This window comes from Nocardiopsis sp. NPDC058789 (genome assembly GCF_042745575.1).
GTDB lineage: Bacteria > Actinomycetota > Actinomycetes > Streptosporangiales > Streptosporangiaceae > Nocardiopsis > Nocardiopsis eucommiae.
Genome location: NZ_JBHYOW010000001.1, coordinates 13,430 through 39,219, shown reverse-complemented (window position 1 = coordinate 39,219; position 25,790 = coordinate 13,430). Strand labels below are relative to the sequence as shown.

The 25,790-nt window shown below is 72.6% G+C and carries 19 protein-coding genes; 12 read left to right on the top strand and 7 right to left on the bottom strand.

All coding sequences use genetic code 11. The annotated features are described in order from the left end of the window. Positions 1-12 precede the first annotated feature (12 nt). Both ACFW3L_RS00165 and ACFW3L_RS00160 read left to right on the top strand, forming a co-directional pair. Positions 13-741, top strand: coding sequence for an IclR family transcriptional regulator (locus ACFW3L_RS00165; protein ID WP_378734596.1), 729 nt, complete (start codon positions 13-15; stop codon positions 739-741). 130 nt (positions 742-871) lie between these two features. Beyond that, a complete protein-coding gene (locus tag ACFW3L_RS00160; protein WP_378734594.1) occupies positions 872-1,645 on the top strand; it encodes a DUF1932 domain-containing protein in 774 nt (257 codons plus the stop codon). A gap of 150 nt (positions 1,646-1,795) precedes the next feature. Here ACFW3L_RS00160 and ACFW3L_RS00155 read toward each other — a convergent pair whose 3' ends face one another. Further along, entirely contained in the window at positions 1,796-2,908 is a 1,113-nt protein-coding gene (locus ACFW3L_RS00155; protein ID WP_378734593.1) for a winged helix DNA-binding domain-containing protein, read from the bottom strand. A 263-nt stretch (positions 2,909-3,171) separates the two neighbouring features. Further along, the gene (locus ACFW3L_RS00150) at positions 3,172-5,325 is read right to left on the bottom strand and encodes an alpha-N-acetylglucosaminidase TIM-barrel domain-containing protein (protein WP_378734591.1); all 2,154 of its coding nucleotides are present in this window, start codon (positions 5,323-5,325) and stop codon (positions 3,172-3,174) included. Positions 5,326-5,573: 248 nt separating this feature from the next. Between ACFW3L_RS00150 and ACFW3L_RS00145 the strand changes: the two genes are divergently transcribed. The 3 genes from ACFW3L_RS00145 to ACFW3L_RS00135 are packed head-to-tail and all read left to right on the top strand — an operon-like array spanning position 5,574 to position 8,672. After that, complete coding sequence (locus ACFW3L_RS00145; RefSeq protein WP_378734589.1) at positions 5,574-6,905, top strand: ABC transporter substrate-binding protein; 1,332 nt, start codon at positions 5,574-5,576, stop codon at positions 6,903-6,905. Then, positions 6,898-7,848 carry a carbohydrate ABC transporter permease gene (locus tag ACFW3L_RS00140; RefSeq protein ID WP_378734587.1) on the top strand — a complete coding sequence of 317 codons (951 nt, stop codon included), beginning with the start codon at positions 6,898-6,900 and terminating at the stop codon, positions 7,846-7,848. Before ACFW3L_RS00145 ends, ACFW3L_RS00140 begins: the two co-directional genes overlap by 8 nt. Further along, positions 7,848-8,672 (top strand): carbohydrate ABC transporter permease, encoded by an 825-nt coding sequence (locus ACFW3L_RS00135; RefSeq protein ID WP_378734585.1) that lies wholly within the window; start codon positions 7,848-7,850, stop codon positions 8,670-8,672. The genes ACFW3L_RS00140 and ACFW3L_RS00135 overlap by 1 nt, the downstream gene beginning before the upstream one ends. A 57-nt stretch (positions 8,673-8,729) precedes the next feature. On the opposite strand, the gene ACFW3L_RS00130 is transcribed toward ACFW3L_RS00135, so the two are convergent. The 3 genes from ACFW3L_RS00130 to ACFW3L_RS00120 all read right to left on the bottom strand — a co-directional run bounded on the left by ACFW3L_RS00130 (position 8,730) and on the right by ACFW3L_RS00120 (position 13,706). After that, on the bottom strand, positions 8,730-9,779 hold the full coding sequence (locus ACFW3L_RS00130) for a ferric reductase-like transmembrane domain-containing protein (protein ID WP_378734583.1): 1,050 nt from the start codon (positions 9,777-9,779) through the stop codon (positions 8,730-8,732). A gap of 197 nt (positions 9,780-9,976) precedes the next feature. After that, the gene (locus ACFW3L_RS00125; RefSeq protein WP_378734581.1) at positions 9,977-11,536 is read right to left on the bottom strand and encodes a BCCT family transporter; all 1,560 of its coding nucleotides are present in this window, start codon (positions 11,534-11,536) and stop codon (positions 9,977-9,979) included. Between the two features lie 922 nt (positions 11,537-12,458). After that, positions 12,459-13,706 (bottom strand): amidohydrolase family protein, encoded by a 1,248-nt coding sequence (locus ACFW3L_RS00120; RefSeq protein ID WP_378734579.1) that lies wholly within the window; start codon positions 13,704-13,706, stop codon positions 12,459-12,461. Between the two features lie 157 nt (positions 13,707-13,863). On the opposite strand from ACFW3L_RS00120, the gene ACFW3L_RS00115 reads away from it, so the two are divergent. Then, positions 13,864-14,697 carry a MurR/RpiR family transcriptional regulator gene (locus tag ACFW3L_RS00115; RefSeq protein WP_352388730.1) on the top strand — a complete coding sequence of 278 codons (834 nt, stop codon included), beginning with the start codon at positions 13,864-13,866 and terminating at the stop codon, positions 14,695-14,697. A gap of 110 nt (positions 14,698-14,807) precedes the next feature. Then, positions 14,808-16,217: a sodium:solute symporter gene (locus ACFW3L_RS00110; RefSeq protein ID WP_378734576.1), complete on the top strand. Its 1,410-nt coding sequence runs from the start codon at positions 14,808-14,810 to the stop codon at positions 16,215-16,217. 113 nt (positions 16,218-16,330) lie between these two features. On the opposite strand, the gene ACFW3L_RS00105 is transcribed toward ACFW3L_RS00110, so the two are convergent. Continuing rightward, positions 16,331-16,633: a hypothetical protein gene (locus tag ACFW3L_RS00105; RefSeq protein ID WP_378734574.1), complete on the bottom strand. Its 303-nt coding sequence runs from the start codon at positions 16,631-16,633 to the stop codon at positions 16,331-16,333. Further along, the gene (locus tag ACFW3L_RS00100) at positions 16,630-17,475 is read right to left on the bottom strand and encodes an ABC transporter substrate-binding protein (protein WP_378734572.1); all 846 of its coding nucleotides are present in this window, start codon (positions 17,473-17,475) and stop codon (positions 16,630-16,632) included. Before ACFW3L_RS00100 ends, ACFW3L_RS00105 begins: the two co-directional genes overlap by 4 nt. A 309-nt stretch (positions 17,476-17,784) precedes the next feature. Between ACFW3L_RS00100 and ACFW3L_RS00095 the strand changes: the two genes are divergently transcribed. The 5 genes from ACFW3L_RS00095 to nirD all read left to right on the top strand — a co-directional run bounded on the left by ACFW3L_RS00095 (position 17,785) and on the right by nirD (position 25,772). Next, positions 17,785-19,167, top strand: a complete 1,383-nt coding sequence (locus ACFW3L_RS00095; RefSeq protein WP_378734570.1) for an MFS transporter — start codon at positions 17,785-17,787, stop codon at positions 19,165-19,167. After that, positions 19,164-21,296: a molybdopterin oxidoreductase family protein gene (locus ACFW3L_RS00090; RefSeq protein ID WP_378734568.1), complete on the top strand. Its 2,133-nt coding sequence runs from the start codon at positions 19,164-19,166 to the stop codon at positions 21,294-21,296. The genes ACFW3L_RS00095 and ACFW3L_RS00090 overlap by 4 nt, the downstream gene beginning before the upstream one ends. Beyond that, positions 21,293-22,735 carry an FAD-dependent oxidoreductase gene (locus ACFW3L_RS00085; protein ID WP_378734566.1) on the top strand — a complete coding sequence of 481 codons (1,443 nt, stop codon included), beginning with the start codon at positions 21,293-21,295 and terminating at the stop codon, positions 22,733-22,735. The genes ACFW3L_RS00090 and ACFW3L_RS00085 overlap by 4 nt, the downstream gene beginning before the upstream one ends. Before the next feature lie 167 nt (positions 22,736-22,902). Then, complete coding sequence (gene nirB, locus ACFW3L_RS00080) at positions 22,903-25,413, top strand: nitrite reductase large subunit NirB (protein ID WP_378734564.1); 2,511 nt, start codon at positions 22,903-22,905, stop codon at positions 25,411-25,413. Further along, positions 25,410-25,772, top strand: coding sequence for a nitrite reductase small subunit NirD (gene nirD / locus ACFW3L_RS00075; protein ID WP_378734562.1), 363 nt, complete (start codon positions 25,410-25,412; stop codon positions 25,770-25,772). The genes nirB and nirD overlap by 4 nt, the downstream gene beginning before the upstream one ends. Positions 25,773-25,790: the final 18 nt, after the last annotated feature.

The window sequence follows — 25,790 nt, the reverse complement described above, 5'->3', positions numbered from 1 at the left end:
ACGGTACGCAGTGTGGAGCGTGCCCTTGACGTCCTGGAGGCCCTGGAACGCAGCGAGACCCCGCTGCGCCTGGTGGACCTGTGCCGCCTGGTGGACCTGCACCCGGCGACCGTGCTCCGGTCGCTGGCGGTACTCCAGCGCAGAGGTCTCGTGGTCGCGGAGAACCAGACCTACCGCCTGGGTGTGGCCGTGCTGCGCATGGCCCACGGGTTCCTGGTCAACGACCAGCTCACCCAGCAGGCCCGTCCCGTCATGCAGAGCCTGACCTCGGTCACCGGGCTGACCTCCTCCCTCTACGTGCGCAGCGGTTTCGAGCGCGTGCTCGCGGTGCGGGTCGACGGCAGCCCCCAGTTGCACTACCAGGTTCCGATCGGCCGCTGGTTCCCCCTCTACGTGGGGTCCGGCAAGGTCATCGCGGCCCACCTGCCCAAGGACGAGCGGGACGCCGTGGCGGCGATGTCGGAAGGCTGCACGAACGCCTCGGGGGAACTGCTCGACCCCGAGCGGGTGCGCCGGGAACTGGAGGACATCGACAGGGACGGCCACAGCCTGACCATCGGTGAGCGCGACGTCGCCGTCGCCGCCGCGGCCGTCGCCGTCACCGGCCCGACGGGGGAGCCGCTCGCCGCCCTCTCCGTCTCCGGGCCCTCCGAACACACCTCCCAGGACCGCCTGCGTCAGGCCGTCCCCGAACTCCGAAGAGCAGCCTCCGCCCTCAGCGGGCGGCACTCCCTCTCGTGATCCGGCCCCGCGCCTGACCCGTACCGGGAACGCCGCCCGCCGGACCACGGCGGAGCGGCGACCGGACGGAGCGGGCACACCCGTGCGCCGTACCGGACCGTCGTCGGCTCCCACACGACGAAAGGTCACCATGCGTATCACCGTCATCGGTCTCGGTGAGGCCGGAACCATCTACGCCACCGCGCTCACCGGGGCGGGCCACGAGGTCACCGGTTTCGACCCCGGCCCCGCGGACACCCCCGAGGGCGTCCGGCGCGCGGAGTCCGCCCACGAGGCCGTGGCCGGAGCGGAGATGGTCCTGGTGCTCACCTCCGCCTCCGTCGCCCCGGCCGTCGCGGACAGTGTGCTCGGGGCGCTCACCCCGGACACCGTCTACGCCGACCTCACCTCCGCCACCCCCGACGTCATGAGGTCGCTCAGCGAGAGGGTCCAGGCCACCGGGGCCCGGTTCGCCGACGTGGCCATCCTCGGCCCGATGACCATCGGGGGAGCCGCCACCGACCTCATCGCCAGTGGTCCGGGAGCCCCCGAGGTCGCCCGCGTGTGCGCGTCCCTGGGCGCCGAGGTGGAGGCCCTGCCCGGGGAGCCGGGGGAGGCCACGGCGCGCAAGCTCCTGCGCAGCTCCCTGATGAAGCCCCTCGCCTCGGTGGTGTGCGAGGCCGTCGTGGCGGGCAGGGCCGCCGGAGCGGAGGAGTGGGTGCGCGAGCAGATCGCCTCCCAGCTCACGGGCGGAGCGGAGCTGGTCGACCGCTTCCTCAGCGGGACCGTCAAGCACGCCTCCCGGCGCAGCGAGGAGGTGCGGGCCACCGCTGACTTCCTCGCCTCCCTCGGCGTCCCGAACGAGATGACGACCGCCTCGGAACTGACCCTGCGCAGGCTCGCCGTCAACGGCGTGCAGGGCTGACGGAGGTCGCCCCCGGCCAGTTCGACCGGGGGCGGTTCCGACGGTGCGGGCCGGGCCAGCCCTCCCCGGGCTCCGGGGCGGGCGCTCACGGAGGGGCGTTCCGATGTGCACGCGTCGCTGTCCTGGCCGTCCGGGAACGATACGTCGACGTCAGCGGGACGCCTCTACGCGTACGCGGTCGCTGTCCCGGTCGGTCAGGAACAGGGCCAGCAGCCGTCCCCGCTCCGCCACCTCCTCCCGGTCGTCCCGGGACAGCGGGCGGAGCGGGGTGACCACCACGGTGCCCTCCTCGGTGCGCCAGGTCGCGGAGACGCGGCCGTCCACGAGCACCACGCGTTCACCGGCCACCGACAGCCCCCGGTGCTCGTCGTCGATGAACCGGTTCCGGTAGTGGTAGCCGAGGACGGCGTTGTCGAAGGCGGGCAGGAAGCGCACGGGGGCCGCGGTGTCGGGGTCCGGTCGCGGCGCGTCGGGCAGGTCCAGCAGTTCCCGGCCGCGCTCGTCGCGGAAGGACACCAGCTCGTCCCGCACGGCGGCCACCGCCGCGGGGAGCCCGGCCAGCCCGCACCAGGAGCGCAGGTCGGTGGAGGTCGCGGGGCCGTAGGCGGCGAGGTAGCGGCGGACCAGGGCCCGACCGGCCGGGTCGGAGCCGTCGGCGGGGAGCGGATCGACCTCCTGACCGAGCCAGGAGGACAGCAGAACGTTGCGGACCCCGCCCCGGGTACGCCACAGCCCGCGCGGCGGGGCCTGCACGACCGGCAGCAGGGCCGAGACCAGCATCTCGCCCAGCGGCCGCCGCCCCGGCTCCGGCCAGCGGTGGGAGAGCGCTTCGACCAGTTCGGTCATGGTGCGCGGCTGGCCGTCGGACATCACGGCCAGCCCCGCCTCGGCCAGCTCGTCCAGGTCCACCCCGCGCAGGTCGTCCCGGTAGACCCCCATGACCTTCTGGCGCAGCATGGCGTCGAACCGGGACCGCCAGGCGAGGGCGTCCTCGGCGGTCACCAGGTGCACGGTGCGCCGCATGAGGTGGACCCGCACGACGCGTCGTTCGGTCAGCAGCTCGGACAGCGTGGCGGCCTCGAAGGCCCGCATCCGGGTCCAGAGCCCGACGAACGGTTCCTGGGGCTCCTGGGCCTGGAGCCCGCCCAGGTGGGAGACGGTCTCCAGCGCCGACCTCCCGGTCGGTTCGAGCAGCGCCTGCCGGGCCAGGGCGGCACGGTTGAGCGCCCGGTCGTCCAGCACGGTCGCGTTCTTCGTGGGCATGGTCTGTTCCCCTGTTCCTCTCGTACCCGGGAACCCTCCCAGGGGTCGAGGTCAGGTTCTGTCCTCCTTCGCCGGGGCGACCGGTGGCGCTCCTCACGGACCGGGCCGTCCCCACGTGCCGACCGCGTCGCGTTCCTCCGTGGTCGCCGCCAGGCCCCCGGTTCGGTGGGGGCCAGCGCCGTCCCGGCGCCGGTCGCCCCGGCGTCCCCCACCGGGCCGCGGTCCGTGGACAGGGCGGTCCGGGCGGTCTTCCCGGGGCGCGGTCAGGGGGCGTCGGCGCGCCCGTACCGGTCCAGGAGCAGCCGGGAGCGGGCCACGACCCCCTCCTGGGGCACCGGCACCGGCGGCGCTCCCTCGGCCAGGAAGCGCTCCGCGATCCCTGTCAGCTCGCGGTCGAGCTCCGCCGACGCCGCCGACCGGTCCGAGAGGGCGCGGGGCAGCCCCCGTGACCAGGCCGCCCAACGGGGCCGGTGGTAGCCGCCGACCAGCCCGGACCACAGCCGGGCGGCGTAGTCGTCGAGCACGGTGTCCTCGGTCGTGGTCCACACGGTGAGGATGCGGCGGGCGTTGTCCCGCAGGACCCGCCGCTCGTCGTCGTCCGTGGCCCACGCCTCCGCCCGGGCCTCCCAGGTCGCGTACCGGTACTCGGGACGGGTGGCCAGCAGCGCGTCGAGGTCGTCGAACACGCGCAGGAACCGCGCGACCCCCTCCTCCGGGACCTCACCGCGCCCCGCCGCCGCCTCCACCAGCTCCGCGTACCGGTGGTCGCAGACCCTGGACAGGACGGCCATGGCCACGTCGACGAGGTCGCCGCCGAGGGGGCCGTCCGCGAGTGCCGGGTGCCGCTCGGCCGCGCCCACCAGCGCCTCCCAGGCTCCGACGAGGTCCGCCCAGTCGTACCAGACCAGACCGGCGGCGTCCGTCCGGACGCGGTCGGGGAAAGCGAGGTCCGCGTAGCCGGGTCGCGCGGTCAGCACCCCGTTGAACTGCTCGGGGAAGATCCGCACGTCGGAAGCGCCGTAGACGGTGGCGTTCAGCCCCCGCCAGGCGGCGAGCAGGGCCGGGTCGGCGTCCGCTCCGTAGCGCCCCCGGACGAACCCGGGCAGCCAGTCCCGGCGCACGTCCTCCGTCCGGGTCCACGCCTGGTCGGCCACGAGGTGGAAGAAGGCGGGGTTGTTCCGGGTGCCCTCCATGGCCAGCCCGAGCCCGACGGGCCGGTTTCCCGTGGCCTTGGCCGCGTTGATCCCGTCCACGGCGCCCTGGAGGTCCCCGATCGGGTCGGTGCGGCCGCCGAAGTTGAGCAGCGCGCACCAGATCCAGGCCTTGGTGCCGAACGAGTCCAACCGGGACCACTGCGGGTCCTCCTCCGCCCACAGGTCCAGGACCAGCACCCGGTCGTCGGGGATCGCGTCCAGGAAGGCGTTCACCCGGGAGTCGGACCAGAAGTCCCGCTGGTACGAGAACGGCCAGGCCTGGAGGACCCACACCGCGTCCGGGTCGGCCCCGGTCAGGCCGTCCAGGGTGGCCCGGGCCACCGCACCGGGGAAGGCGGGGTCGGCGTCCACCGGCACCATCTCGATGAAGGGGTCGATCGCGTACAGGTGGTCGGTGCCCAGCAGGCGGGCCTGGACGCCCGCGACCTCCTCCGCCGCGCGCGCGTACAGGGGGTCGGCGGGGTCCAGGACGTGGGTCCGGAAGCCCTGCCAGTCGCGGGTGCGGGTCCGGCCCGGGGCGAGTTCGGCGGGGACGTGGCCGGTGAATCCGGGGAGCACCGGGGTCATGCCGAACGAGCGCTGGCGTTCGAGCACCCTCCGGGCCAGGTCCAGGTGGGCGTCGATCCACGAGGAGGGCATCGGGTCCGGGAAGCCGTCCAGGTTGCCCATGTACTGCCAGGGCAGGTAGCCGGGACCGCCCAGGAACCGCAGCACGGTGGACTCGTCCAGACCGAGCCCGGTGAGGGCCTCGCGCAGCACCGCCTCGTGGCCGAGCAGGGTGAGCGGCATGGTGACGCCGTGCAGCGCCATCCAGTCGGTCTCACGCTCCCAGTCGTCCCAGCCCCAGTAGGCGGACGTGTACCCCTGCGTGCAGAAGTTCAGGTAGTAGAGGTGCTCGGTCTCGGCGGTCCCCCGGGTGGGCGGGGCGTCAGGGAACTCCGTGACGGGCAGGGGCCGGGGGGTGTCCCAGCCGACCGCGACCGCGCAGACGGTCCGCAGGTAGGTGTGCACCCCGACGGCGGCGGCGAGGGCGTCGGTGGCGGCGACAGTGAGGACGCCCGCCTCGGCGCCGAACTCGAAGGACCTCTCCCGCGCGTCGAGTGACAGGAAGTGGACATCCGGATGGCCTCGGCCGAGAATCCTGGTGACCAACCCGGTCACCACTGAATCCCAAATTGGAGGATCTGTTGCTATAGCGGACATTTAGGTTATCCAAGTTGCGTCGTGAGAATTCAGTTACGTACAGTACATAATTGATCTGAGGCCGGACAAGCCTTGGGGTACCAGGCTCCGGTTCCGGCTTCGGGGTGGGGAGCGCGGTGTCGGATCCCGTGCGACCTGCGAATTCCGCGCCGGAGTTTCCTTCGTTGCCCGCCGTTCCGGGGGTTGGGAAGTCGGTTTCCCCAGGGCGCCCGGCACCCCCCGACAAAAAGGATCAACGGAGAATCAGGATGCCCCCCAAGGAAAAGGTTCTGCGCCCCGCCGCGTTCTCGCTGGCGGGCGCGGCGGCCGTGCTCACGCTCACGGCCTGCGCCGCCCTCTCCGGCGGTTCCGCCCAGGACAACACACCGGACGACGTCTCCACCGACATCAGTGACACGGAGGCCACCCTGACCCTGGCCTTCGCGGACGACCCTCCCACCCACGAACTGGTGGAGGGGTTCACGGCCATGTACCCCAACGTGAACATCGAGCTCCAGCAGACCCAGTTCACGGACTACGTGAAGACCATCAGCCTGTCGATGACCTCGGACGACGCCCCCGACATCGCCCAGTACAACCCCGGCGCGATGCGCTCGCTCATCCCCGGCGGCCACATCCTCAACCTCGACCCCTACGCCGAGGCCTACGCCTGGGACGAGACCTTTCCGGAGGCGACCCTGGAGCCGCTCCAGTCCAACGAGGAGGCCACCGAGTTCGCCACGGGCAGCCTCTACGCGGCACCCGGAGCCCTCTCCGTCCTGGGCGTCTTCCACAACACCGAGGTCATGGAGGAGGCCGGGGTCCCCGAACCGCCCGCCACCCTGGAGGACTTCGAGGCCGCCCTCGAACTCGCCCACCAGGCCGACATCGCCCCCATGAGCGTGGGCGGCCTCGAAGTGGGCGGCTTCCAGATCTGGAACGCCCTGCTCAACGGCCTCGGAGACCGCGACGACTACAAGGACTGGGTGTACGGAGCGGAGGGCGCCACGATCGAGACCGAGGCGGCGGCCGAGGCCACCGAGACCTTCCACCGCTGGGTCGAGGCGGGGTACGTCCCCGAGAGCGCCAACGCGACCTCGGACAACGACGCCCGCGCCGAGTTCGTCGACGGCGACAGCATGTTCCTGGTGACCGGGAACTGGGCCGCCTTCGAACTGGAGGCGGAGATGGGCGACGACGTGGGCTTCCTGCTCATGCCGGGGACCGCCGTCGACCAGGCCCCGGTCGCCTCCGGCGGCAGCGTCGCCTACGCCGTCTCCTCCCACACCGAGCACCCGGACGTGGCCGCCGCGTTCCTCAACTACCTCAGCAGCGTGGAGGCGGCCGAGATCCAGCTGGCCACCGGCTTCATGCCCGTCGACACCCAGGCACCGACCGAGAGCTACGGCCTGCTGAACGAGGTCAACTTCGGCTTTTCGACGGTCGCTGACAACGAGGGGATCGTCCCGTTCCCCGACCACGCCGCACCCGGCATGATCGACCAGCTCACCCCCGGGATCCAGGGGCTCATCTCGGGGAGCGCCACCCCGGAGGAGTTCCTCGCCTCCTTGCAGGCCGAATGGGAAAGCCACCATGAGTGACGGCGCGCCAGCGCACCCGCACACCACGCCCGCCCCCGCGCCGACCCACGGTGCCGGGGGCGGGCGCCCGCGTCGGTGGCGGCGGGTCCGGACCGGGCTCAGGGGCTGGCTCTACCTCCTGCCCGCCCTGGCCGTCTACGGCGGCTTCGCCATCTACCCGGCCCTGAGCACCTTCTCCTTCTCCTTCCTGGACTGGGACGGCGTCCAGCCGCCGACCTGGGCCGGAGTGGAGAACTACACGCGGGTCGTCACGGACCCGCTCCTGGCCGGGGCGATCGGCAACGGGCTCGTGCTCATCGTCTTCTTCTCCTTCGTCCCCATCGCGGTGGGTTTGCTCATGACCGGGCTGCTCACCGCCCGGGGCGGCCGGGGGACCACCTTCTACCGGACGGTCTACTTCCTGCCCCAGGTGCTGCCCCTGGTGGCGGTGGGCACCACCTGGCGCTGGCTCTACAGCGGCGACGGCGCCGTCAACGAGTTCCTGGGAGCGGTGGGCCTGGGCGGTCTGACCCGCTCCTGGCTGGCCGACTACCACTTCGCGCTGATCGCCCTCGGCCTGATCGGCACGTGGTGCATGAGCGGCCTCTGCATGGTCCTGTTCATGAGCGGTGCCCAGAAGATCGACCCCGCGCTGCACGAGGCCGCCGCCCTCGACGGGGCCGGACGGATGCGCCGGTTCCGCCACGTCACGCTGCCCGGGCTCCGCAAGGAGATCAGCATCGCGGGCGTCATCACCACCATCGCCGCGCTGGCCAGCTTCGACCTCGTGTACGTCACCACCAACGGCGGCCCCGCCGGACAGACCAACGTCCCGGCGCTGCTCGTCTACCGGCTCGCCTTCAACGAGGGAGACATCGGCGCCGCCAGTGCGCTCGCCGTGGTCCTGACCCTGCTGGTCGTCGCCCTGGTCAGCGTCATCCGACTGCTCGCGAGGGAGAAGTGATGCGTCAAGACGTCCCCGTCTCGGTCCTGCGCCACAGCGTGCTGGCGCTGATCGCCGTGCTGGTGCTGTTCCCCTTCCTCGGGATCGTTCTGGCCGCCCTCCACCCCACCGGGAGCGCGGTCGGCGGCCTGAGTGTGCCGCAGCAGTGGTCGTGGGAGAACTTCCGGCTGGCCTGGGAGGCGGGGCGCTTCGACCAGCTGACCAGGTCCGGCTTCGTCATCGCCGTGTGCGTCGTGCCGCTGACGGTCTGCTTCGCGACCCTGGCCGGGTACGCGCTCTCGATCCTCGGCGTGTGGGGCGGCCGGGTGCTCTCCCTGGGCTTCGTCCTGGGCCTCACGCTTCCGGTGGAACTGCTGGTCATCGCCCTGTACCTCAACCTGCGGGAGGTGGGGCTGACCAACACCTACACGGGGGTGGTCCTGGCCGAGGTCGCCCTGTTCCTGCCGTTCGGCGTGTACTGGATGCAGTCCCACTTCGCCGGGGTCCCCAGGGAACTGGTGGAGGCGGCGCGGGTGGACGGCGCCCGCGACAGCGTCGTGCTCGCCCGGGTGCTGCTCCCGATCTCGTGGCCCGCCGTCACCACGCTGTCTGTGCTGGTGTTCATGTGGTCGTGGAACCAGTTCCTGCTCATCCTCGTGATGATGCAGACCCCGGCCCTGCGCACCGCGCCCACGGGCCTGGGACTGTTCGTCGGCCAGTACGGGACCGACATCCCCCTGCTCTCGGCGGCCAGCCTGATCGTGATCGCTCCCATCGTGGTCGTCTACCTGGCCTTCCAGCGCAGCTTCGTCAACGGCATCACGCGGGGCGCCGTGAAGGGGTGAGAAAGGGTGACGGCGGGGCGGAGGTCCCACCTCCGCCCCGCCGTCACGCCGACTCCGCTAGCTGGCTTCCCGGCCCGCGGCCCGGACCGCGAGGCCGACCGCGCCCATGACGGTCAGCAGGACGGCCAGCCCGCCCCACACCATCGGCTGGGTGACCAGCATGTCCCCGGACGCCTGCCCCGGGGTTCGTCCGCCGTCGCGGCCGGTCACCGTGACAAGCAGCAGGACGACCACGCCGACGGCGGCCAGGAGGCGGCCGCAGAGCCGGGCCGGACCGGCGAGCGCCGGACCCCGGGTGAGGTCGGCGCGGGTGAGACGCTCCTCCGGGCGCAGCGGGGCGAGCAGCCGGGCCAGGAACAGCAGGGCCACGGGGAGCTGGAGCGCCCAGACGAAGGTGCGGAACGCTCCGTCGAACCACACGTTCGTGCCGTACAGCAGGGTGTGCCACACGCTCAGCACGTAGACGACGATGACGAAGCGGTGCAGGACACGCCACAGCCGGGACCCGGTCCAGGCGCGCACGTAGAACGACAGGCTGAGCGGGATCGCCAGGTAGAGGGCGATCAGACCCAGCAGGATGGCGACCTGGCCGGTCCCCGTGGAGTAACCGCCCGGCACGAACACGTCGACGAACGCCGAGAACAGGAGCGGGAACGCGCCGAGGCCGTCGGCGTTCTCCCGGAGGAGTTCGAGGAAGAACGCGAGGGCGTGGCCGAACATCAGCCCGATGGTGGTGACGCTGGTGACCCGGTGCCAGCGCTCCAGCCGGGAGAGGTTGACGGGCGACGAGGGCAGCGGCCTGGTGGCGCGCAGCAGGCCGAGCATCACGGTGATCCACGCCCACAGCAGCGCGGACCAGCCGAAGGCCTGGCAGGCCCAGTACAGCCAGTACCGCTGGGCGTCGGCGAGGTGGGGCATCACCTCCAGCGTCCGCGAGGTTCCGCCCTCGACGCGCAGGTACAGGACCACGAACATCACGAAGGTCACGGCGAGGGCGGCGGTCGCGTCGAAGAGCAGGTGACGCAGGTCGGATCTGAGGGTGCGGCGGTCGAGCCGGGGTCTTCTCCCGGCGCCGGCGGAGCGTTCGGGGGACGGGGAGGGGTTCATGTGGGGTCTCCCAGAGGGGGTGGGGGGACGGGACGACGCCGCGGCGTGCGAGGGGTTTCCCCACGGCGATCACAGTGAACCGGAGCGGTCCGTCCGCCGTCCATCCCCCTGGGAGCGGTCCGACGCACGGACGCCGACGGGCCCCTTCCGTGTGGGAGGGGCCCGTCGGTGCGCGTCGGCGAATCCGGTACCGGCGGTCAGCCCGCCGGGGACGGCTCCTCCGCCTGGGTGGCCACGTGGTGCCCGGACGAGGAGGTGTCGGGTTCGGTGCGCAGGTCACGCAGGAAGCTGACCACCACGCCCACGATGACCACGAGGAAGGGCGCCGAGGCCACGATCACCGTCTGCTGGAGGGCGTTGAGGCCCCCGGAGAGCAGCAGGATGATCGCCAGGGCACCGGTCACCGCGCCCCACAGCAGCAGGATCGGCGTGCGGGGCCGGATGGACCCGTGGGTGGTGAGCATGCCCAGCACGTACGTGTTGGCGTCGGCCCCGGAGACGAAGAAGAGCACCGCCAGGATCACCACCAGCGTCGCCGTCACCATGGGCAGCGGGAACTCGGCCAGGGTGACGAAGAAGGCGCTGTTCAGGTCCGCCGCTGTGGCCCCGGCGATGTCCGTGCCGTGGTTCAGGTCCAGGTCGATGGCCGCGCCGCCGAACACGGAGAACCACGCGAAGAAGGCGAGGCTGGGCATCCCGAGGACGACCAGGATGAACTGGCGGATCGTGCGGCCGCGCGAGATGCGGGCCAGGAACACACCGACGAAGGCGCCCCAGGACACCCACCAGGCCATCATGAAGTAGGTCCACATCTGGAGCCAGTCGGTGTCACCGAAGGCCGGGCCACGCAGGCTCATCAGCAGGAACTCGCCGCCGTACTGGCCCAGGGACTCCAGGAAGAGCGAGACGAGGAAGGCCGTCGGGCCCAGGAACAGCACGAAGACGAAGAGCACCGAGGCCACCGACAGGTTGATCTCGCTGGTGTAGCGGATGCCCCGCTTGACGCCCGAGGCCGCCGAGAGGCTGAAGAGCACCGTGACCACGACCACGATGACGACCTGGGTGGTGGCTCCGGTGGGCGTGCCCAGGATGCGGTTCAGGCCGTTGTCGATCTGGAGCGCGCCCAGCCCGAGCGAGGTGGTGGTGCCGAACAGGGTCGCGAAGACCGTGAAGACGTCGATGGCCTTGCCCGCCGGGCCGTCGGCGTGCCGTCCCAGCAGCGGCCGGAACAGCGCGCTGACCAGGCCGGGCCGCTGCTTGCGGTACATCGAGTAGCCCAGGGCCAGGCCGAAGACCGCGAAGATGGCCCAGGCGTGCAGGCCCCAGTCGTAGAAGGAGTACTGGAGCGCGAGGACGGCGGCCTGGGGGGTTCCCGGCTCTGCCAGGTCGTGCGGGGGAGCCGCGAAGTGCGAGATCGGCTCGGCGATGCCGTAGGAGACCAGGCCGATGCCCATGACCGCGCAGAGGATCATGGCGATCCAGGTGTGCGTGGCGAACTCGGGGCGGTCCTCGTCGGCGCCCAGCCGGACGCGGCCGTAGCGGCTGAGGGCCAGCCAGACCAGGAGCCCGATCAGGAGGAGGGGGAGCAGCAGGTACGCCCAGCCGAAGCTGGAGGTGATCCCGTTCAGGGCGGTGTTCATCGTGGACATCTGGTGTTCCGGAGCGACCACGCCCCAGACCACGAACAGGGCGGAGATCGCGAGGGAGGCCCAGAAGACCACCCCGACGGTTCTTCGCCCGGCCGGAGCGTCATTCATGTGTCGACACCTTTCGAGCGATCCGCGCCGCGGTCACGGGGGACACACGGGGTGGGGCGTCGCACGGCGGTGGGCAGTGGAGTACGACCGTTCTGGGGTCGAGTGGACGTCGCACGGGAGTGGACCGCCTGTTCGTCGGTGGAAGATCGGAACCCGGAGGACCGTCCCGGAGCGCGCATGGCGACGGGCGCCCTTCGACGCCGAACGGAACAGCGGGACGGTCGGTGTCGAGGCGAGTGGGACGGAGTCCGGGAGAACGAGAACAGCGTCGCGAAGGGTCCGCGACGCGGGTGCCGGTGGCGGCCACGGCTGGGACGGCCCCTGACCGAGTCAGCGCCCGGCGAGGTCGACAGCACGGCTGCGCACTGACTCGAAAGGCCTTCGCGCAGCTCCGGACCGGAGTGCGGACCGGCCACCGCTCGTGGTCCGACCTTCGCGTACCGACCTCGTTGGGCGGTGTGAGAGCGGTCGAGCCCCACGGGGCCGAAGAGCTGGAAAAGGCCTCCGGACGAGCGTACTCGCATGTGGGAGCGGGGACGCCACCCCGGTGGCGCGGAGCTCGGGGCCGACACGGGGGCGGGGAGGGAGCGGACGACGGCCCGTCCGGAGTCAGGAGGAGGCGGGGCGCGTCCTCCGGCGTCGACCACGGCCGACCACGCGGGTGGGGTGTCGGACCTACCGGCGGGGGCCGGGGAGACCGGGCGTCGGTGGGACCGGGGGAGGGCGCCAGGCCCTGCCCCTCGGGCGTTCGGGGGAGAAGGGGTCCGGCGTGGCGCCGCGTGGCGGGGGCGCCACGCCGCGCCCACCGGAGGGTGTGCTCGGGCCCCGGAGCGGTGCGCGCCACGGCCCCGGGACGGGTCGGGACGTGACCGTCTCCGGGGCCGTGGACGGGAGTGGAACCGGGGTTCGTTACTCCGCTCGGCTACGCGCGGGTGCGTCGTGTCACACCGCCGCGCAGCACCGCGCGCACGCCCCGCTCGGGCTCGGCCAGCAGGGAGAGGTCGGAGAGCGGGTCACCGTCGACGACGACCAGGTCGGCGCGGGCCCCCGTGCGCAGGGTGCCGACCTCGCCCTCCAGCCCGAGCAGCGCGGCCGCCTCGCTGGTGGCCGAACGCACCACGTCGGCCGCGGGCTGGACCTCGCCGCGAATGGCGAACTCGGCGCTCTGGTGCGACTGCATGCCGCCGAGCAGGTCCGTGCCGAACACCAGGCGCACGCCGCCCTCGTGCGCCATCCGCAGGGCCTCCAGCCCCTTGTGGAGCACCGTGTCCACCTTGGCCTGGCTCTCGGCGGGAAGTCCGTTGCGCGCGCCCTGGCGCGAGAGCTCGCGGTAGGTGACCAGGGTCGGCACCAGGAACGCCCCGTGCTCCACGAACAGTTCGACGCTGCTCTGGTCGATGAGGTTGCCGTGCTCGATGCAGCGCACACCCAGGCGCAGGCCGCGGTTGACAGCCCGCGCGGTGTAGGCGTGCCCGGTGACGTACCGGTTGGCGGCCTCGGCCTCCTCGACGACCGCCCGCAGCTCGTCCTCCGAGGACTGGGTGGAGTCGATCCGGTCGGTGGGGGAGGCCACTCCGCCCGAGAGCATCACCTTGACGTGGTGGGCGCCGGTGCGGAGCTGTTCGCGCGCGGCCTTGCGGAACTCGACGGGTCCGTCGCAGACCAGGCCCGCGCCGGGGCAGCACCCGTGCTGGTCCGTGCCGTGTCGCCCGCGCGGCCGGAAGTCGCCGTGCCCTCCGGTCTGGGAGAGCGCCTTGCCACCGAACACGAGGCGGGGGCCGTCCACGAGCCCGTCGTCCACGGCCTCGGCCAGACCCCAGTCGGCGCCGCCCACGTCGCGCACCGTGGTGAAGCCGCGGCCGAGCATGTCGGACAGGGACCTGGCGGCGAAGGCCGCGACGTAGGAGGGGGAGTGGTCACCGACCGCACCGAGGTCGGCGCTGAGCGCGGTGACGTGCACGTGGGCGTCGATGAGGCCGGGCATGAGGGTGGCCCCGCCGAGGTCGACCGTCTCCGCGCGGTCGGTGACGGAGACCGGCACCTCGCCCGTGCCGCGCGCCGCGATGACGCCGTCCTCGACGAGCAGCCAGGACCCGGGGGTCCGGGTACCGGTCTCGGGGTCGAGCAGGGCCGTGTTCGTGTAGGCGGTGGGCCGGGGGCCGTCGGTCACGGGGAACCTCCAGGGTCGGGTGCGCGGTCCGTCGCGGGGCGATCCGCCGCGACCAGATGCAATATACGTTGCAACGGGCCTCGGATGTCGAGCGGGGGTGGTATCGCTGGATGGGCGCGACCCGGGTGGTCCGGACCGCTCGAACGGAGGAGGACCGATGGCGGACTGGATCGAGGAGACGCTCGCGCGGGGGCGCCTGGGCAGGGCCAGCGAGAGGGTCCTGCACGTCCTGCGGGACGAACCCCGGTTCGCCTCCTACGCGACCGCCGCCGAGGTGGCCGCCAGGGCCGAGGTCAACGTCGCCACCGTGGTCCGCGCGGCCCAGCAGCTCGGCTTCACCGGGTGGCCCGCCCTGCGCGTCGAGCTGCGTTCGCGGTACCTGGCCTCGCTCAGTGCGGGGGAGGTGCTGGCCGAGCACGCGGGCTCCGACACCGACCCGGTGCGCGCGGCGGTGCGCTCGGACCGGGAGAACCTGCGGCTGCTGGAGCGGACGCTCGAACCCGAGCGGGTGCGGGCCGTGGCCGCCGCCATCCACGGAGCACGGAACACCCTGGTCCTGGGCTCGGGCACCTTCGCGGCCCCGGGTGTGCAGCTCTCCCACGCCGCCGGGATCATGGGCTACGAGGTGCGCCTCCACGACTCCGGGGGGACCGCGCTGGTCAACGCCCTGGCCCGGATGGGAGAGGGCGACCTGCTCGTGGTCTGTGACCTGTGGATGCTCCCGGTCGGGCTGCGCCGCGCGGTGGAGATCGCCGCCGAGGAGTCGGTGGCGATCGCCCTCATCACCGACCGGCGGGACTCGCCCCTGGGGGTGCTCGCCGACCACGTCGTGGCCGTGCCCAGTGAGGGGGTGGGCATGTTCCCGTCCCTGACGGCGGCGATGACGGTCGTGCACGCGGTGCTGGCGGAACTGGCCAGGATCGGGGGTGACGCGGCGCTGGAGTCGGTCAGGCGGGCCGAGGAGTTCTGGCGGCGAGCCGACCTCTTCTAGGTGATCTGGGTCACACCACGTGCAACAAGCATTGCATTCGGGACATCGTTGCTGGTTACATCGGGCTTCACCCGCCGTTCACCCCATCGTGTCCCCTCCTGAGGCAGCTCATGCAAACGACCCACCTGGTCCTCATCACCACCTATCTGCTGGTGATGGTCGGGATCGGCCTGTACTACTCCCGCTCCTCCAAGGTCCGCACCGGTGAGGACTTCCTCTTCGCCGGGCGGAGCCTGTCCACACCCGTCATGATCGCGACGCTCATCGTGACCTGGGTCGGCTCGGGCACGATCATCGGTGGCGCGAACTTCGCCTACAACTACGGCCCCATGGCCGGAATGATCTTCTTCGCCGGAACGCCGCTGGGCATCCTGGTGCTGCTGTTCGCCGCGCGCCGCATCCGCAGGGCGGCCCGGCACACCGTGCCCGAACTGCTCGAGGCCCGCTTCGGCAGCGGAGTGCGCACCGTGGCGGCGGTGGTCACCACCATCGCCTACGTCGGTCTGGTCGCCTCGCAGTTCGTCGGCGGCGGCTACGTCCTCTCCCTGATCACACCGCTCACCACGACCCAGGGCGCGCTGATCGTCGCCGCCGTCGTGACGATCCTGACCGTCACCGGCGGTCTGTTCTCCGTCGCCTACACCGACTTCGTCTCGGCCATCCTCGTCTTCGGCGCGCTGATCGTGGCGGTACCGCTGATCCTGGTCGCGGTCGGCGGCCTTCCGGTCTACTGGGAGGGGCTGCCCGAGGCGGCCCGCACCCCCAGCGGCGGCCTCAGCCCGCTCCAGCTGCTCGGCTACTTCCTCCCGCTCTTCCTGCTCCTGCTGGCCGACCAGAACCTCTACCAGCGGCTGGCCGCGGCCAAGGACGAGCGCGCCGCGCGCAACTCCACGCTGGGCATGCTCATCGCGAGCTTCTTCGTGTTCGTCCCCGTCATCATGCTGGCCACCTCCGCGGCCGTGCTCATGCCCGGGATCAACGGCGACGAGTCGGTCCTGCGCCTGGCCACCGACGGCCACCTGCCCACGCTCATCGGCGGGCTGCTGCTGGCCGGTGCCGTCGCGTTCGTCGTCACCACGGGTTCGTCGTTCATGCTCTCCGGCGCCTCCAACATCGCCTTCGACCTGTTCGCCAGGTTCAGCGGGGGCAAGGTGGGCGAACGGGGCACCCTGGTCGTGCAGCGCCTGTCCGTCGTCGCCATCGCCCTGGTCGCGGTCGCCCTGGGCCTGTACTTCCCGACCGTCCTCGACCTCCAGATGTACTCGTACACGATCTACGGCGCGGCGATCACCCCCGCCGTGCTGGCGGTCCTGTTCTGGAAGCGCGCCACCACGGCGGGCGCCGTGGCCGCCCTGATCACGGGTACCGGCGTCACCATCGGTTGGGAGATCGCCGGAGCCCCGGGCGGCTTCAACGGTGTGATCGTCGCGCTGCCCGCCGCCGTCCTGGCCCTCGTGGTCGCGAGCCTGCTCACCAAGGCGCCCGACCGCCGGACCCTGGAGGCGGCGGGCGTGGACTGACGCCGAGAGGTACGCACGCGGGCGACGCGCCGCCGGGGGATCCCCCGGCGGCGCGTCGCCGTCTTCCCGGCGGGCCACCCGAGGGCGCCGCCCCGGGTGTCCCGCCCCCGGCCTCACACCGCGCAGGCCTCCTCGTCGGCCGCGCGGTCGAAGGTGTGGTCGGGCGTGATCCGGGCCGAGTCGGGGACCTCGGGCAGGTCGTCGAACAGCTCGGGGTGGTCCTCCTGGACCGCGAGGACGAACGAAGGGTCCACCACCGAGTCGACGTCGATGTCGGCCCCGGTGACACCCTGCTCCGACAGGAGCCGGGAGACGGTGTCCAGCGCCAGGTAGTTGCAGGCGGAGAAGCGGCCGTCCAGCTGGGCGAGGTTGTGCTCCATGGCGGCCCGGGCGATGTCGGGATCGGTGCCGGTCAACCAGCGTGTGGCGGAGTCGGCCGCGTCCTCCGGGTGGTGCCGGATCCACTGGTCGGACTCGGCGCGGCGGTCAGGAACGCCCGAACCGTCTCCCCGTTCCCCGCCAGGTACTCCGGCGTGGTCATGACGTAGCCGACGTAGGGGAGGTAGCCGCCGCCGCGGACCACCTCCCACGCGCTCTCGACCTGGTCGGTGACGGTGAGGGGCCACGGGTCCCAGGCGACGGCCGCGTCGGCGCCGCCGGTCTCCAGGGCCACGGGCATGTCCGGTGGCGCGGTGTTGACGAGGTCGACGTCCTCGGGATCGACACCCTCCTCCTCCAGCAGGGCGAGCAGGTAGAGGTGGTTGATCGTGCCGAGGCTGGTGGCGATCGTCCTCCCCTCCAGAGTGGTCAGGTCCTCGGGGTCGATGTCCGCGTCCTCGACGGCGACGAGGGACATGGTGTCGTCGACGTTGCGCTGGGCCGCCGACCCGCTGTAGTGACCGACGATGACGAGGTCCACGCCGCTGTCGAGCGCGGCGAGGCCCGGGACGCCGACCTGGATGACGTCGACGTCGCCCGCCTCCAGCGCGTTGATCGCGTCGACGCCCGTGGGGAACGGGGCGGCCAGGGTCACGTCGAGGCCGTGGTCCTCGAACGTGCCGGTCTCGGCGGCGATGGGCAGGCCGAGCTGGTCGATGCTGCCGACGTAGCCGGCCGACAGGGACCCGGACCCGGCGGCGGAGGCTCCCTCCACACCGTCGTCGACGGTGGAGGCGCCGGTACAGGCGGTGAGGGACAGGACGAGCGCGGTGCCGCTCGCGGCGAGGGGCGCCCGCGAGCGCCGTTCACAGGGGGGCATGGTGCTGACTCTCTCCGTGTTGGGGGGTGGCCTGGGAGGGGCTACCCGGGGCACCGGAGGTCGAACCGTCGCGGCCGTGGGGGCGGCCCGACGCGGGCGGAGGGTGATTCCTCCCACAAACAGCGGATCCCCCTTGTCGACGCGTAGCCGGGCCACTACCTTCCACCAGCGTCGACGGATGTTCTCACCACGGCCGCGCCCTCCGAGTGAGCCGACTGTTCCCCCGTGTGTCACCGTCGGACACCTCCCGGCAACGCGGCCTTCCTACCTTCGGTTCCGTCGACCCCGTCAATCAGGAAGGCACCAGCCGTGACCGGAACAGGCCAACGCGCGCCGCGCACAGGCAGGAGCTGGATCTCCCGCTGGGACCCGGAGGACGAGGCGTTCTGGAACGACGGGGGGCGCCGGGTGGCCCGCCGCAACCTGTGGGCCTCCATCGCCTCCGAGCACATCGGCTTCTCGGTGTGGAGCATCTGGTCGGTGCTCGTGCTGTTCATGACGCCCGAGCACGGCTTCTCCACCACCCCCGAGCAGAAGTTCCTGCTGTTGTCGGTGGTGACCCTGGTCGGCGCCGTCCTGCGCGTGCCCTACACCCTGGCCGTGCCGATCTTCGGCGGACGCAACTGGACCGTCGTCGCCACCCTGGCGCTCATCGTCCCGACCGTGGCCGCCTTCTTCCTGGTCCGCGACCCCGACACCCCCTTCTGGCTGCTGCTGGTCCTGGCCGCCACCGCGGGTGTGGGCGGCGGCAACTTCTCCTCCTCCATGGCCAACATCAACTCCTACTTCCCCGAACGGGAGAAGGGGTGGGCACTGGGCCTGAACGCGGGCGGCGGCAACATCGGCGTCGCCACCGTCCAGCTGGTCGGACTGGCCGTCATCGCCCTGTTCACCACCTCCTCCGGCTACCTGGTCCCGCTCTTCTACGCGCCGCTGATCCTGCTGTCGGCCTGGTGGGCGTACCGGTCCATGAACAACCTCGTCCACGTGCGCGCCGACGCGGCCGCGCAGCTGTCGGCCACCCGCGACCGCCACTTCTGGATCATGTCGCTGCTGTACGTGGGCACCTTCGGCTCCTTCATCGGTACCGGGTTCGCCTTCGGCCTGCTGCTCCAGGCCCAGTTCGGACTGGAGCCCGTGCAGGCCGCGGGGATCGCCGTCCTGGGTCCGGTCCTCGGCTCGCTCATCCGGCCCGTCGGCGGCAGGCTGGCCGACTCCCTGGGCGGGGCCCGCGTCACCCTGTGGGTCTTCACCGCCATGGCCGTCTGCTCCGCCGTGCTCGTCCTGGCCGTCCAGGCCAGCCAGCTGGGCCTGTTCATCGGCGCGTTCGCGGTGATGTTCGTCCTCACCGGCCTGGGCAACGGCTCCACGTACAAGATGATCCCCTCCATCTACGCGGCCCGGGCGGAGGACGCCATCGCCGCCGGAGAACCCCGAGAACAGGCCCTGGCACGCACCAAGCGCGTGGCCTCCTCCATGCTCGGCCTGATCGGCGCGGTCGGCGCGCTGGGCGGCGTGGGCATCAACGTCGGCTTCCGCGAGTCGTTCGCCGCGACCGGTTCCACCGCTCCCGCCTTCGTCGCCTTCGGCGCGTTCTACCTGCTCTGCGCCGGGGTCACCTGGGCGGTGTACCTGCGTCGCCCCGCGCGTTCCGCCTCCGCCGACGAGCCCCTCCCGGTGACGGCCCGATGACCACGACCCACTGTCCCTACTGCGCGCTCCAGTGCGCCATGAGCCTGGAATCCGGACCGGACGGGCGCCTGGCCGCCCGTCCGGCCCCCTTCCCCACCAACCGGGGCGGCCTGTGCCGCAAGGGCTGGACCTCCGCCGAGCTCCTCACCGTGCCCGACCGCCTCACCCGCCCCCTGCTGCGCGAGAGGCGCGGCGGCGAGCTGGTCGAGACGGACTGGGACACCGCCCTGGACCACGTCGCGGAACGCCTGGCGTCCCTGCGCGCCGAGTCCGGCCCCGACGCCGTCGCGGTCTTCGGCGGTGGCGGCCTGACCAACGAGAAGTCCTACGCCCTGGGCAAGTTCGCCCGCCTGGCCCTGGCCAGCTCCCAGATCGACTACAACGGCCGCTTCTGTATGTCCTCGGCCGCTGCCGCGGGCACGCGCGCCTTCGGCCTGGACCGGGGCATGCCCTTCCCCCTGACCGACGTGGCCGAGGCGGAGGTGGTCCTACTCGCCGGGGCCAACCCCGCCGAGACCATGCCGCCGATGATGGGGCACCTCTCCGCGCCCACCCTCATCGTCATCGACCCGCGCCGGTCGGCCACCGCACGTGTCGCCCTCGACCGGGGCGGCCTCCACCTGGCTCCCCGGCCCGGCACCGACCTCGCCCTGGCCCTGGGGCTGCTGCACGCGGCACGCGTGCGGGGCTGGTGCGACGAACCGTTCGTCGCCGCACGCACCACCGGGTTCGACGCCGCCTGGGAGCACGCCGCCGCCTGGTGGCCCGAACGCACCGAACGGGTCACCGGCGTACCCGCCGCGAGCATCCGCGCCGCCGCCGACCTGCTGGGCCGGGCCGCCGGGAACCGCTCCGCCTACGTCCTCACCGGGCGCGGCACCGAACAGCACTCCAAGGGCACCGACACGGTGTCGGCCTGGATCAACCTGGCCCTGGCCCTGGGGCTGCCCGGCCGCCACGGTTCGGGCTACGGGTGCATCACCGGTCAGGGCAACGGCCAGGGCGGACGCGAGCACGGCCAGAAGGCCGACCAGCTGCCCGGGTACCGCCGTATCGACGATCCGGACGCACGTGAACACGTGGCCCGGGTGTGGGGGGTGGACCCTGCCGCCCTGCCCGGTCCGGGCCGCTCGGCCTTCGAACTCCTCGACGCCCTGGGCACCCCCGACGGGCCGCGCGCCCTCCTGCTGTTCGGCTCCAACCCCCTGGTGTCGGCCCCCCACACCGCACGGGTCCGCGACCGCCTGGACTCCCTGGACCTGCTGGTGGCGGCCGACTTCGTGCTTTCGGAGACCGCCGCCACGGCCGACGTGGTGCTGCCCGTGGCCCAGTGGGCCGAGGAGGGCGGCACCATGACCAACCTGGAGGGCCGCGTCCTCCGCCGGGCAAGGGCGACCGCCCCGCCGGAGGGGGTGCGGACCGACCTGGAGGTCCTCTCCGCCCTGGCCGTGCGGCTGGGGCAACCCGCCGAGCGGTTCCCGACGGATCCCGACGCCGTCCTGGCCGAACTCGGCCGCGCCTCCGCCGGAGGCCCGGCCGACTACTCCGGCGTCACCCCCCGGCGCCTGGCCGACGGCCAGGCGCTGTACTGGCCGGTCCGGACCCCCACCGGGTCCACGCCCCGCCTGTTCCTGGACACCTTCGCCCACCCCGACGGTCGCGCCCGCCTCGTCCCGGTCTCCCACCGCGCCCCCGCCGAGACCACTGACACCGAGTACCCCCTGGTGGCCACCACCGGCAGACTGATGGGCCACTACCAGTCCGGAGCCCAGACCCGCCGCGTGGCCGAGCTGGAGGGCGCCGAACCCGAGGCGTACGTGGAGGTGCACCCCGCCACGGCCGCGCGCTCCGGACTCGCCGCAGGGGACTGGGCCCGCGTCACCTCCCGCCGTGGCCACACCCGCGCCCGGGTGCGCCTGGAGCCCACCGCCCGTCTGGACACGGTGTTCCTGCCCTTCCACTTCGCCGGTGAGCAGTCCGCCAACAACCTGACCCACCCGGCACTGGACCCCGTCAGCCGCATGCCCGAGTTCAAGGTCAGCGCCGTACGCCTGGAACCCGATCCGCCCGGCCGGGGTCGAGGAACCCGGGGCCCGGCCAGCGCACCCATGCCAGGAGGCACCAGTTGAACACCGCGCAGAGAACGTCCCCGCGCCGGATCGTGGTCGTCGGGAACGGTATGGTCGGCGCCCGATTCGCGGAGGAGACGGCCCGGCTGGACCCGGCGGGGGACCGCGTGCGCGTGAGCGTGGTCGGCGCCGAACGGCACCCCGCCTACAACCGCGTTCTCCTCTCGGGCGTGCTCGCCGGGGACTACGGCCCCGACCAGATCCGGCTACCGGCCCCCGGAGGAGCGGGGATCACCGTGCGCACCGGTGTGGCCGCCACCGCCCTGGACGCCCGGCGGCGGGTCCTCTCCCTGGACGACGGAACGCACCTCACCTACGACGAACTCGTCCTGGCCACCGGAGCGCGCGCCGCGCTCCCGCCGGTTCCCGGAGTGCGCGCCCCGGACGGAGGACCGGGGGAGGGGGTGCACACCCTGCGCGACCTGGAGGACTGCCAGCACCTCCTCTCCCAGACCCGGCCCGGCGCCCCCGTGGTGGTCCTGGGCGGAGGCGTCCTGGGCCTGGAGGCCGCACGCGGCCTGGTGGGCCGTGGGGCACGGGTGTCCGTCGTGGAGTCCGCGCCCTGGATCATGTGCCGTCAGATCGACCAGGGCGCCGCGCGGGTCCTGGCCGACAGCTACGCCGCGGTGGGCGTGGCGGTGCACGCGCGCCGCTCGGCCGCCCGCTGGATCCCCGGTACCGGTCTGGAAGTGGACGACGGCACCGTCCTGCCCGGCGACGCCCTGGTGGTCGCGGCCGGGGTACGCGCCAACACCGAACTGGCCGCCCGGGCCGGGATCGTGGTCGACCACGGGGTGGTCGTGGACGACGGCCTGGCCACCTCCGACCCCCGGGTGCACGCCGTCGGTGACTGCGCCCAGCACCCCGGCGGCGGTGCCGGACTCGTCCAGCCGGGCTGGGAACAGGCCGCCGTGCTGGCCCGGCGCCTGACCGGTTCCGCGCCGCACGCCTCCTACACCGGAGCCCGACCGCTGACCCGGCTCAAGGCCGAGGGCATCGAACTGACCGCGTTCGGGCGGGTCCACGAGGACGACGACGCCCCGGGACTGGAGACCCTGACCATCAGCGACCGCCACGGCGGCCGTTACGCCAAGCTCGCGGTACGCCGGGAACGGGTGGTGGGCGCCGTGCTGCTGGGCTTCCCCGAGGCCGCCGCCACCCTGTCCCAGCTCTACGACACCGGCGCCCCGGTGCCCTCCGACCGCCTCGCCCTCCTCCAGGGGCCGCCCACCACCGTCCCCGAGGCCCAGGGGGCGGCGGAGGCACCGGTGTGCCGCTGCAACGCGGTCAGCCGCGCCGACATCGAGAAGGCGTGGCTGGACGGGGCCCGCACCCGCGAGGCCGTCGCCGAACGCACCCGCGCCACCACCGGCTGCGGCGGGTGCGTACGCGACGTGGGGGCCCTGCTGTCGGGGATGCGGCCCGCCCCGGTGGGGTGACCGGGCCCGTCGGTCGGCCGCTCCACCCCGGTCCGCGCATCACCCCGCCCCCACCTGCGGTGGCAGCACAACGAAACAACCGCGACACGGTCGTCTGACCCGAGGGAAACACCCGCGAGGTTGCCTGGACGCAGTCCGCACCCGCTACACGAGGAGCCGAGCACACCATGGAAGAGCTCGTCGTCATCGGCAACGGCATGGTCGGCCACCGCCTGGTCGAGGCACTCCGGGACCGCGACACCGACCGGCGCTGGCACGTCACCGTCGTGGGCGAGGAGCCCCGCACCGCCTACGACCGGGTCGCCCTGTCCTCCTACTTCGACGGAGCCAGCGCCCAGGACCTTTCCCTGGGCGACCTCTCCGGCCCCGCCGTCGACGTGCACGTCAGCGAACGCGCCACCGCCGTCGACCGCGTCCGCCGCACGGTGACCACCGCCAGCGGCCGTGAACTGCCCTACGACCGCCTGGTCCTGGCCACCGGCTCCACCCCCTTCGTGCCGCCCATCCCCGGACACGACCTCCCGGGCTGCCACGTCTACCGGACCATCGAGGACCTGGAGGCCATCACGGCCTCCGCCCGTGGCGCCCGCACCGGAGTGGTCGTCGGCGGCGGCCTGCTGGGGCTGGAGGCCGCCAACGCCCTGCGCCTGCTGGGGCTGGAGGCCCACGTGGTCGAACTCGCCCCCCACCTGATGCCCGCCCAACTCGACCAGGGCGCCGCGTCCCTGCTGCGCACACTGGTGGCCGACCTGGGCGTACACGTGCACACCGGCGTCGCCTCGACGGGCGTCGAACCCTCGCCCCAGGGGCGCGCGGCGCGCCTGACCCTGGACGGGGGCGCCCACCTGGACGCCGACCTCGTCGTGTTCTCCGTGGGCATCCGCCCCCGGGACGACCTCGCCCGCGCCGCCGGACTCCGCGTGGCCGAACGCGGCGGCATCGTCATCGACGACACCTGCACCACCAGCGACCCCCGCGTCCACGCCGTCGGTGAGGCCGCACACCACGACGGCACCGTCTACGGCCTCATCGCTCCCGGCAACGCCATGGCCGAGGTCGTCGCGGACCGTCTCCTGGGCGGCGCGGCCACCTTCACCGGCGCCGACACCTCCACGAAGCTCAAACTCCTCGGGGTCGACGTCGCCAGCTTCGGTGACGCGCACGGTCGCACACCCGGAGCCCTGGACGTCGTGGTCAACGACGCCGCGGGCGGCCGCTACGCCAAGCTCGTGGTCTCCGACGACGCCACCACCCTGCTCGGCGGTGCCCTGGTCGGTGACGCCTCGGCCTACGCCACCCTGCGCCCCCTGGTCGGATCCCCGCTGCCCGGTGACCCGCTCGCCCTGATCACCCCGGAGGGCGCCGCGGGGCTGGGCGCCGAGGCACTGCCCGACGACGCGCAGATCTGCTCGTGCAACGCCGTCACCAAGGGCGACCTCACCCGGGCCGTCGACGCTGGCAACCACGACGTCCCCGCGCTGAAGGCCTGCACCAGGGCGGGCACCAGCTGCGGCTCGTGCGTACCCATGCTGAAGCGGATCCTCGCCCAGTCCGGAATCGAGCAGTCCAGAGCTCTGTGCGAGCACTTCACCCAGTCGCGCGCCGAACTCGTCGAGATCGTCCGGGCCACCGGCACCTCCACCTTCTCCGCGCTGATCGCCGCCCACGGCACCGGACACGGCTGCGACGTCTGCAAACCCGCCGTCGCGTCGATCCTGGCCTCACTCGGCAACGGCCACATCCTGGAGGGCGAGCAGGCCACCCTCCAGGACACCAACGACCGCTACCTGGCCAACATCCAGCGCAACGGCACCTACTCGGTCGTGCCGCGCGTCCCCGGCGGGGAGATCACCCCCGCCAAACTGATCGTCATCGGCGAGGTGGCACGCGACTTCGACCTCTACACCAAGATCACCGGGGGCCAGCGGATCGACCTGTTCGGCGCCCGGCTGGAACAGCTGCCCGCCATCTGGGCGCGCCTGGTGGAGGCGGGCTTCGAGTCCGGACACGCCTACGGCAAGGCCCTGCGCACGGTCAAGTCGTGCGTGGGCACCACGTGGTGCCGCTACGGGGTCCAGGACGCGGTGGGTCTGGCCATCCGCCTGGAGGAGCGCTACCGGGGCCTACGGTCACCCCACAAGCTCAAGTCCGCCGTCTCCGGATGCGCCCGGGAGTGCGCCGAGGCCCGGGGCAAGGACTTCGGGGTGATCGCCACCGACCAGGGCTGGAACCTGTACGTGGGCGGCAACGGCGGGTTCACACCCCGCCACGCCGAACTCCTGGCCGGTGACCTGGACGAGCCCACCCTCATCCGCTACATCGACCGGTTCCTGATGTTCTATGTGCGCACCGCCGACCGGCTCCAGCGCACGGCGCCGTGGATCGAGTCCCTCGAAGGCGGCCTGGACCACCTGCGCGACGTCGTCGTCCACGACTCCCTGGGCGTCGCCGCCGAACTGGAGGAGGCCATGGACCGGCACGTGGCCTCCTACACCGACGAGTGGGCCGCGGTCCTGGCGGACCCGGAGAAGCTCTCCCGGTTCGTGTCCTTCGCCAACGCCCCCCACACGCCCGACCCCACGATCAGCTTCACCACCGCCCGCGACCAGCGGGTGCCCGACACCGCGTCCGTGAACCTGGGCATGCCCGCCCGACGACCGCAGGAGGCCACCCGATGACCGTCACCACGCAGGCACCCGCCATCACCTGGACCGACGTCTGCCCCGCACACACTCTGCGCGTCGAGGACGGTGTGGCCGTGCTGCTCCCCGACGGCGGACAGGTCGCCCTGTTCCGCACCCGCGACCACCACCTGTACGCGGTGGACAACATCGACCCCCGCACCGGCGCCGCCGTCATCTCCCGGGGCATCGTCGGTGACCGGGGCGGAGAACCCACCATCACCTCGCCCATGCTCAAGGAGGTCTACTCCCTGCGCACCGGAACCGGCCTCGACGGCGACACTCGACTGACCACCTGGTCCGTGCGCCAGAGGGGTGGCACGGTGCAGATCGCCACCGAGGGGGGAACACCGTGAGCACCGCCCCCGCCACCA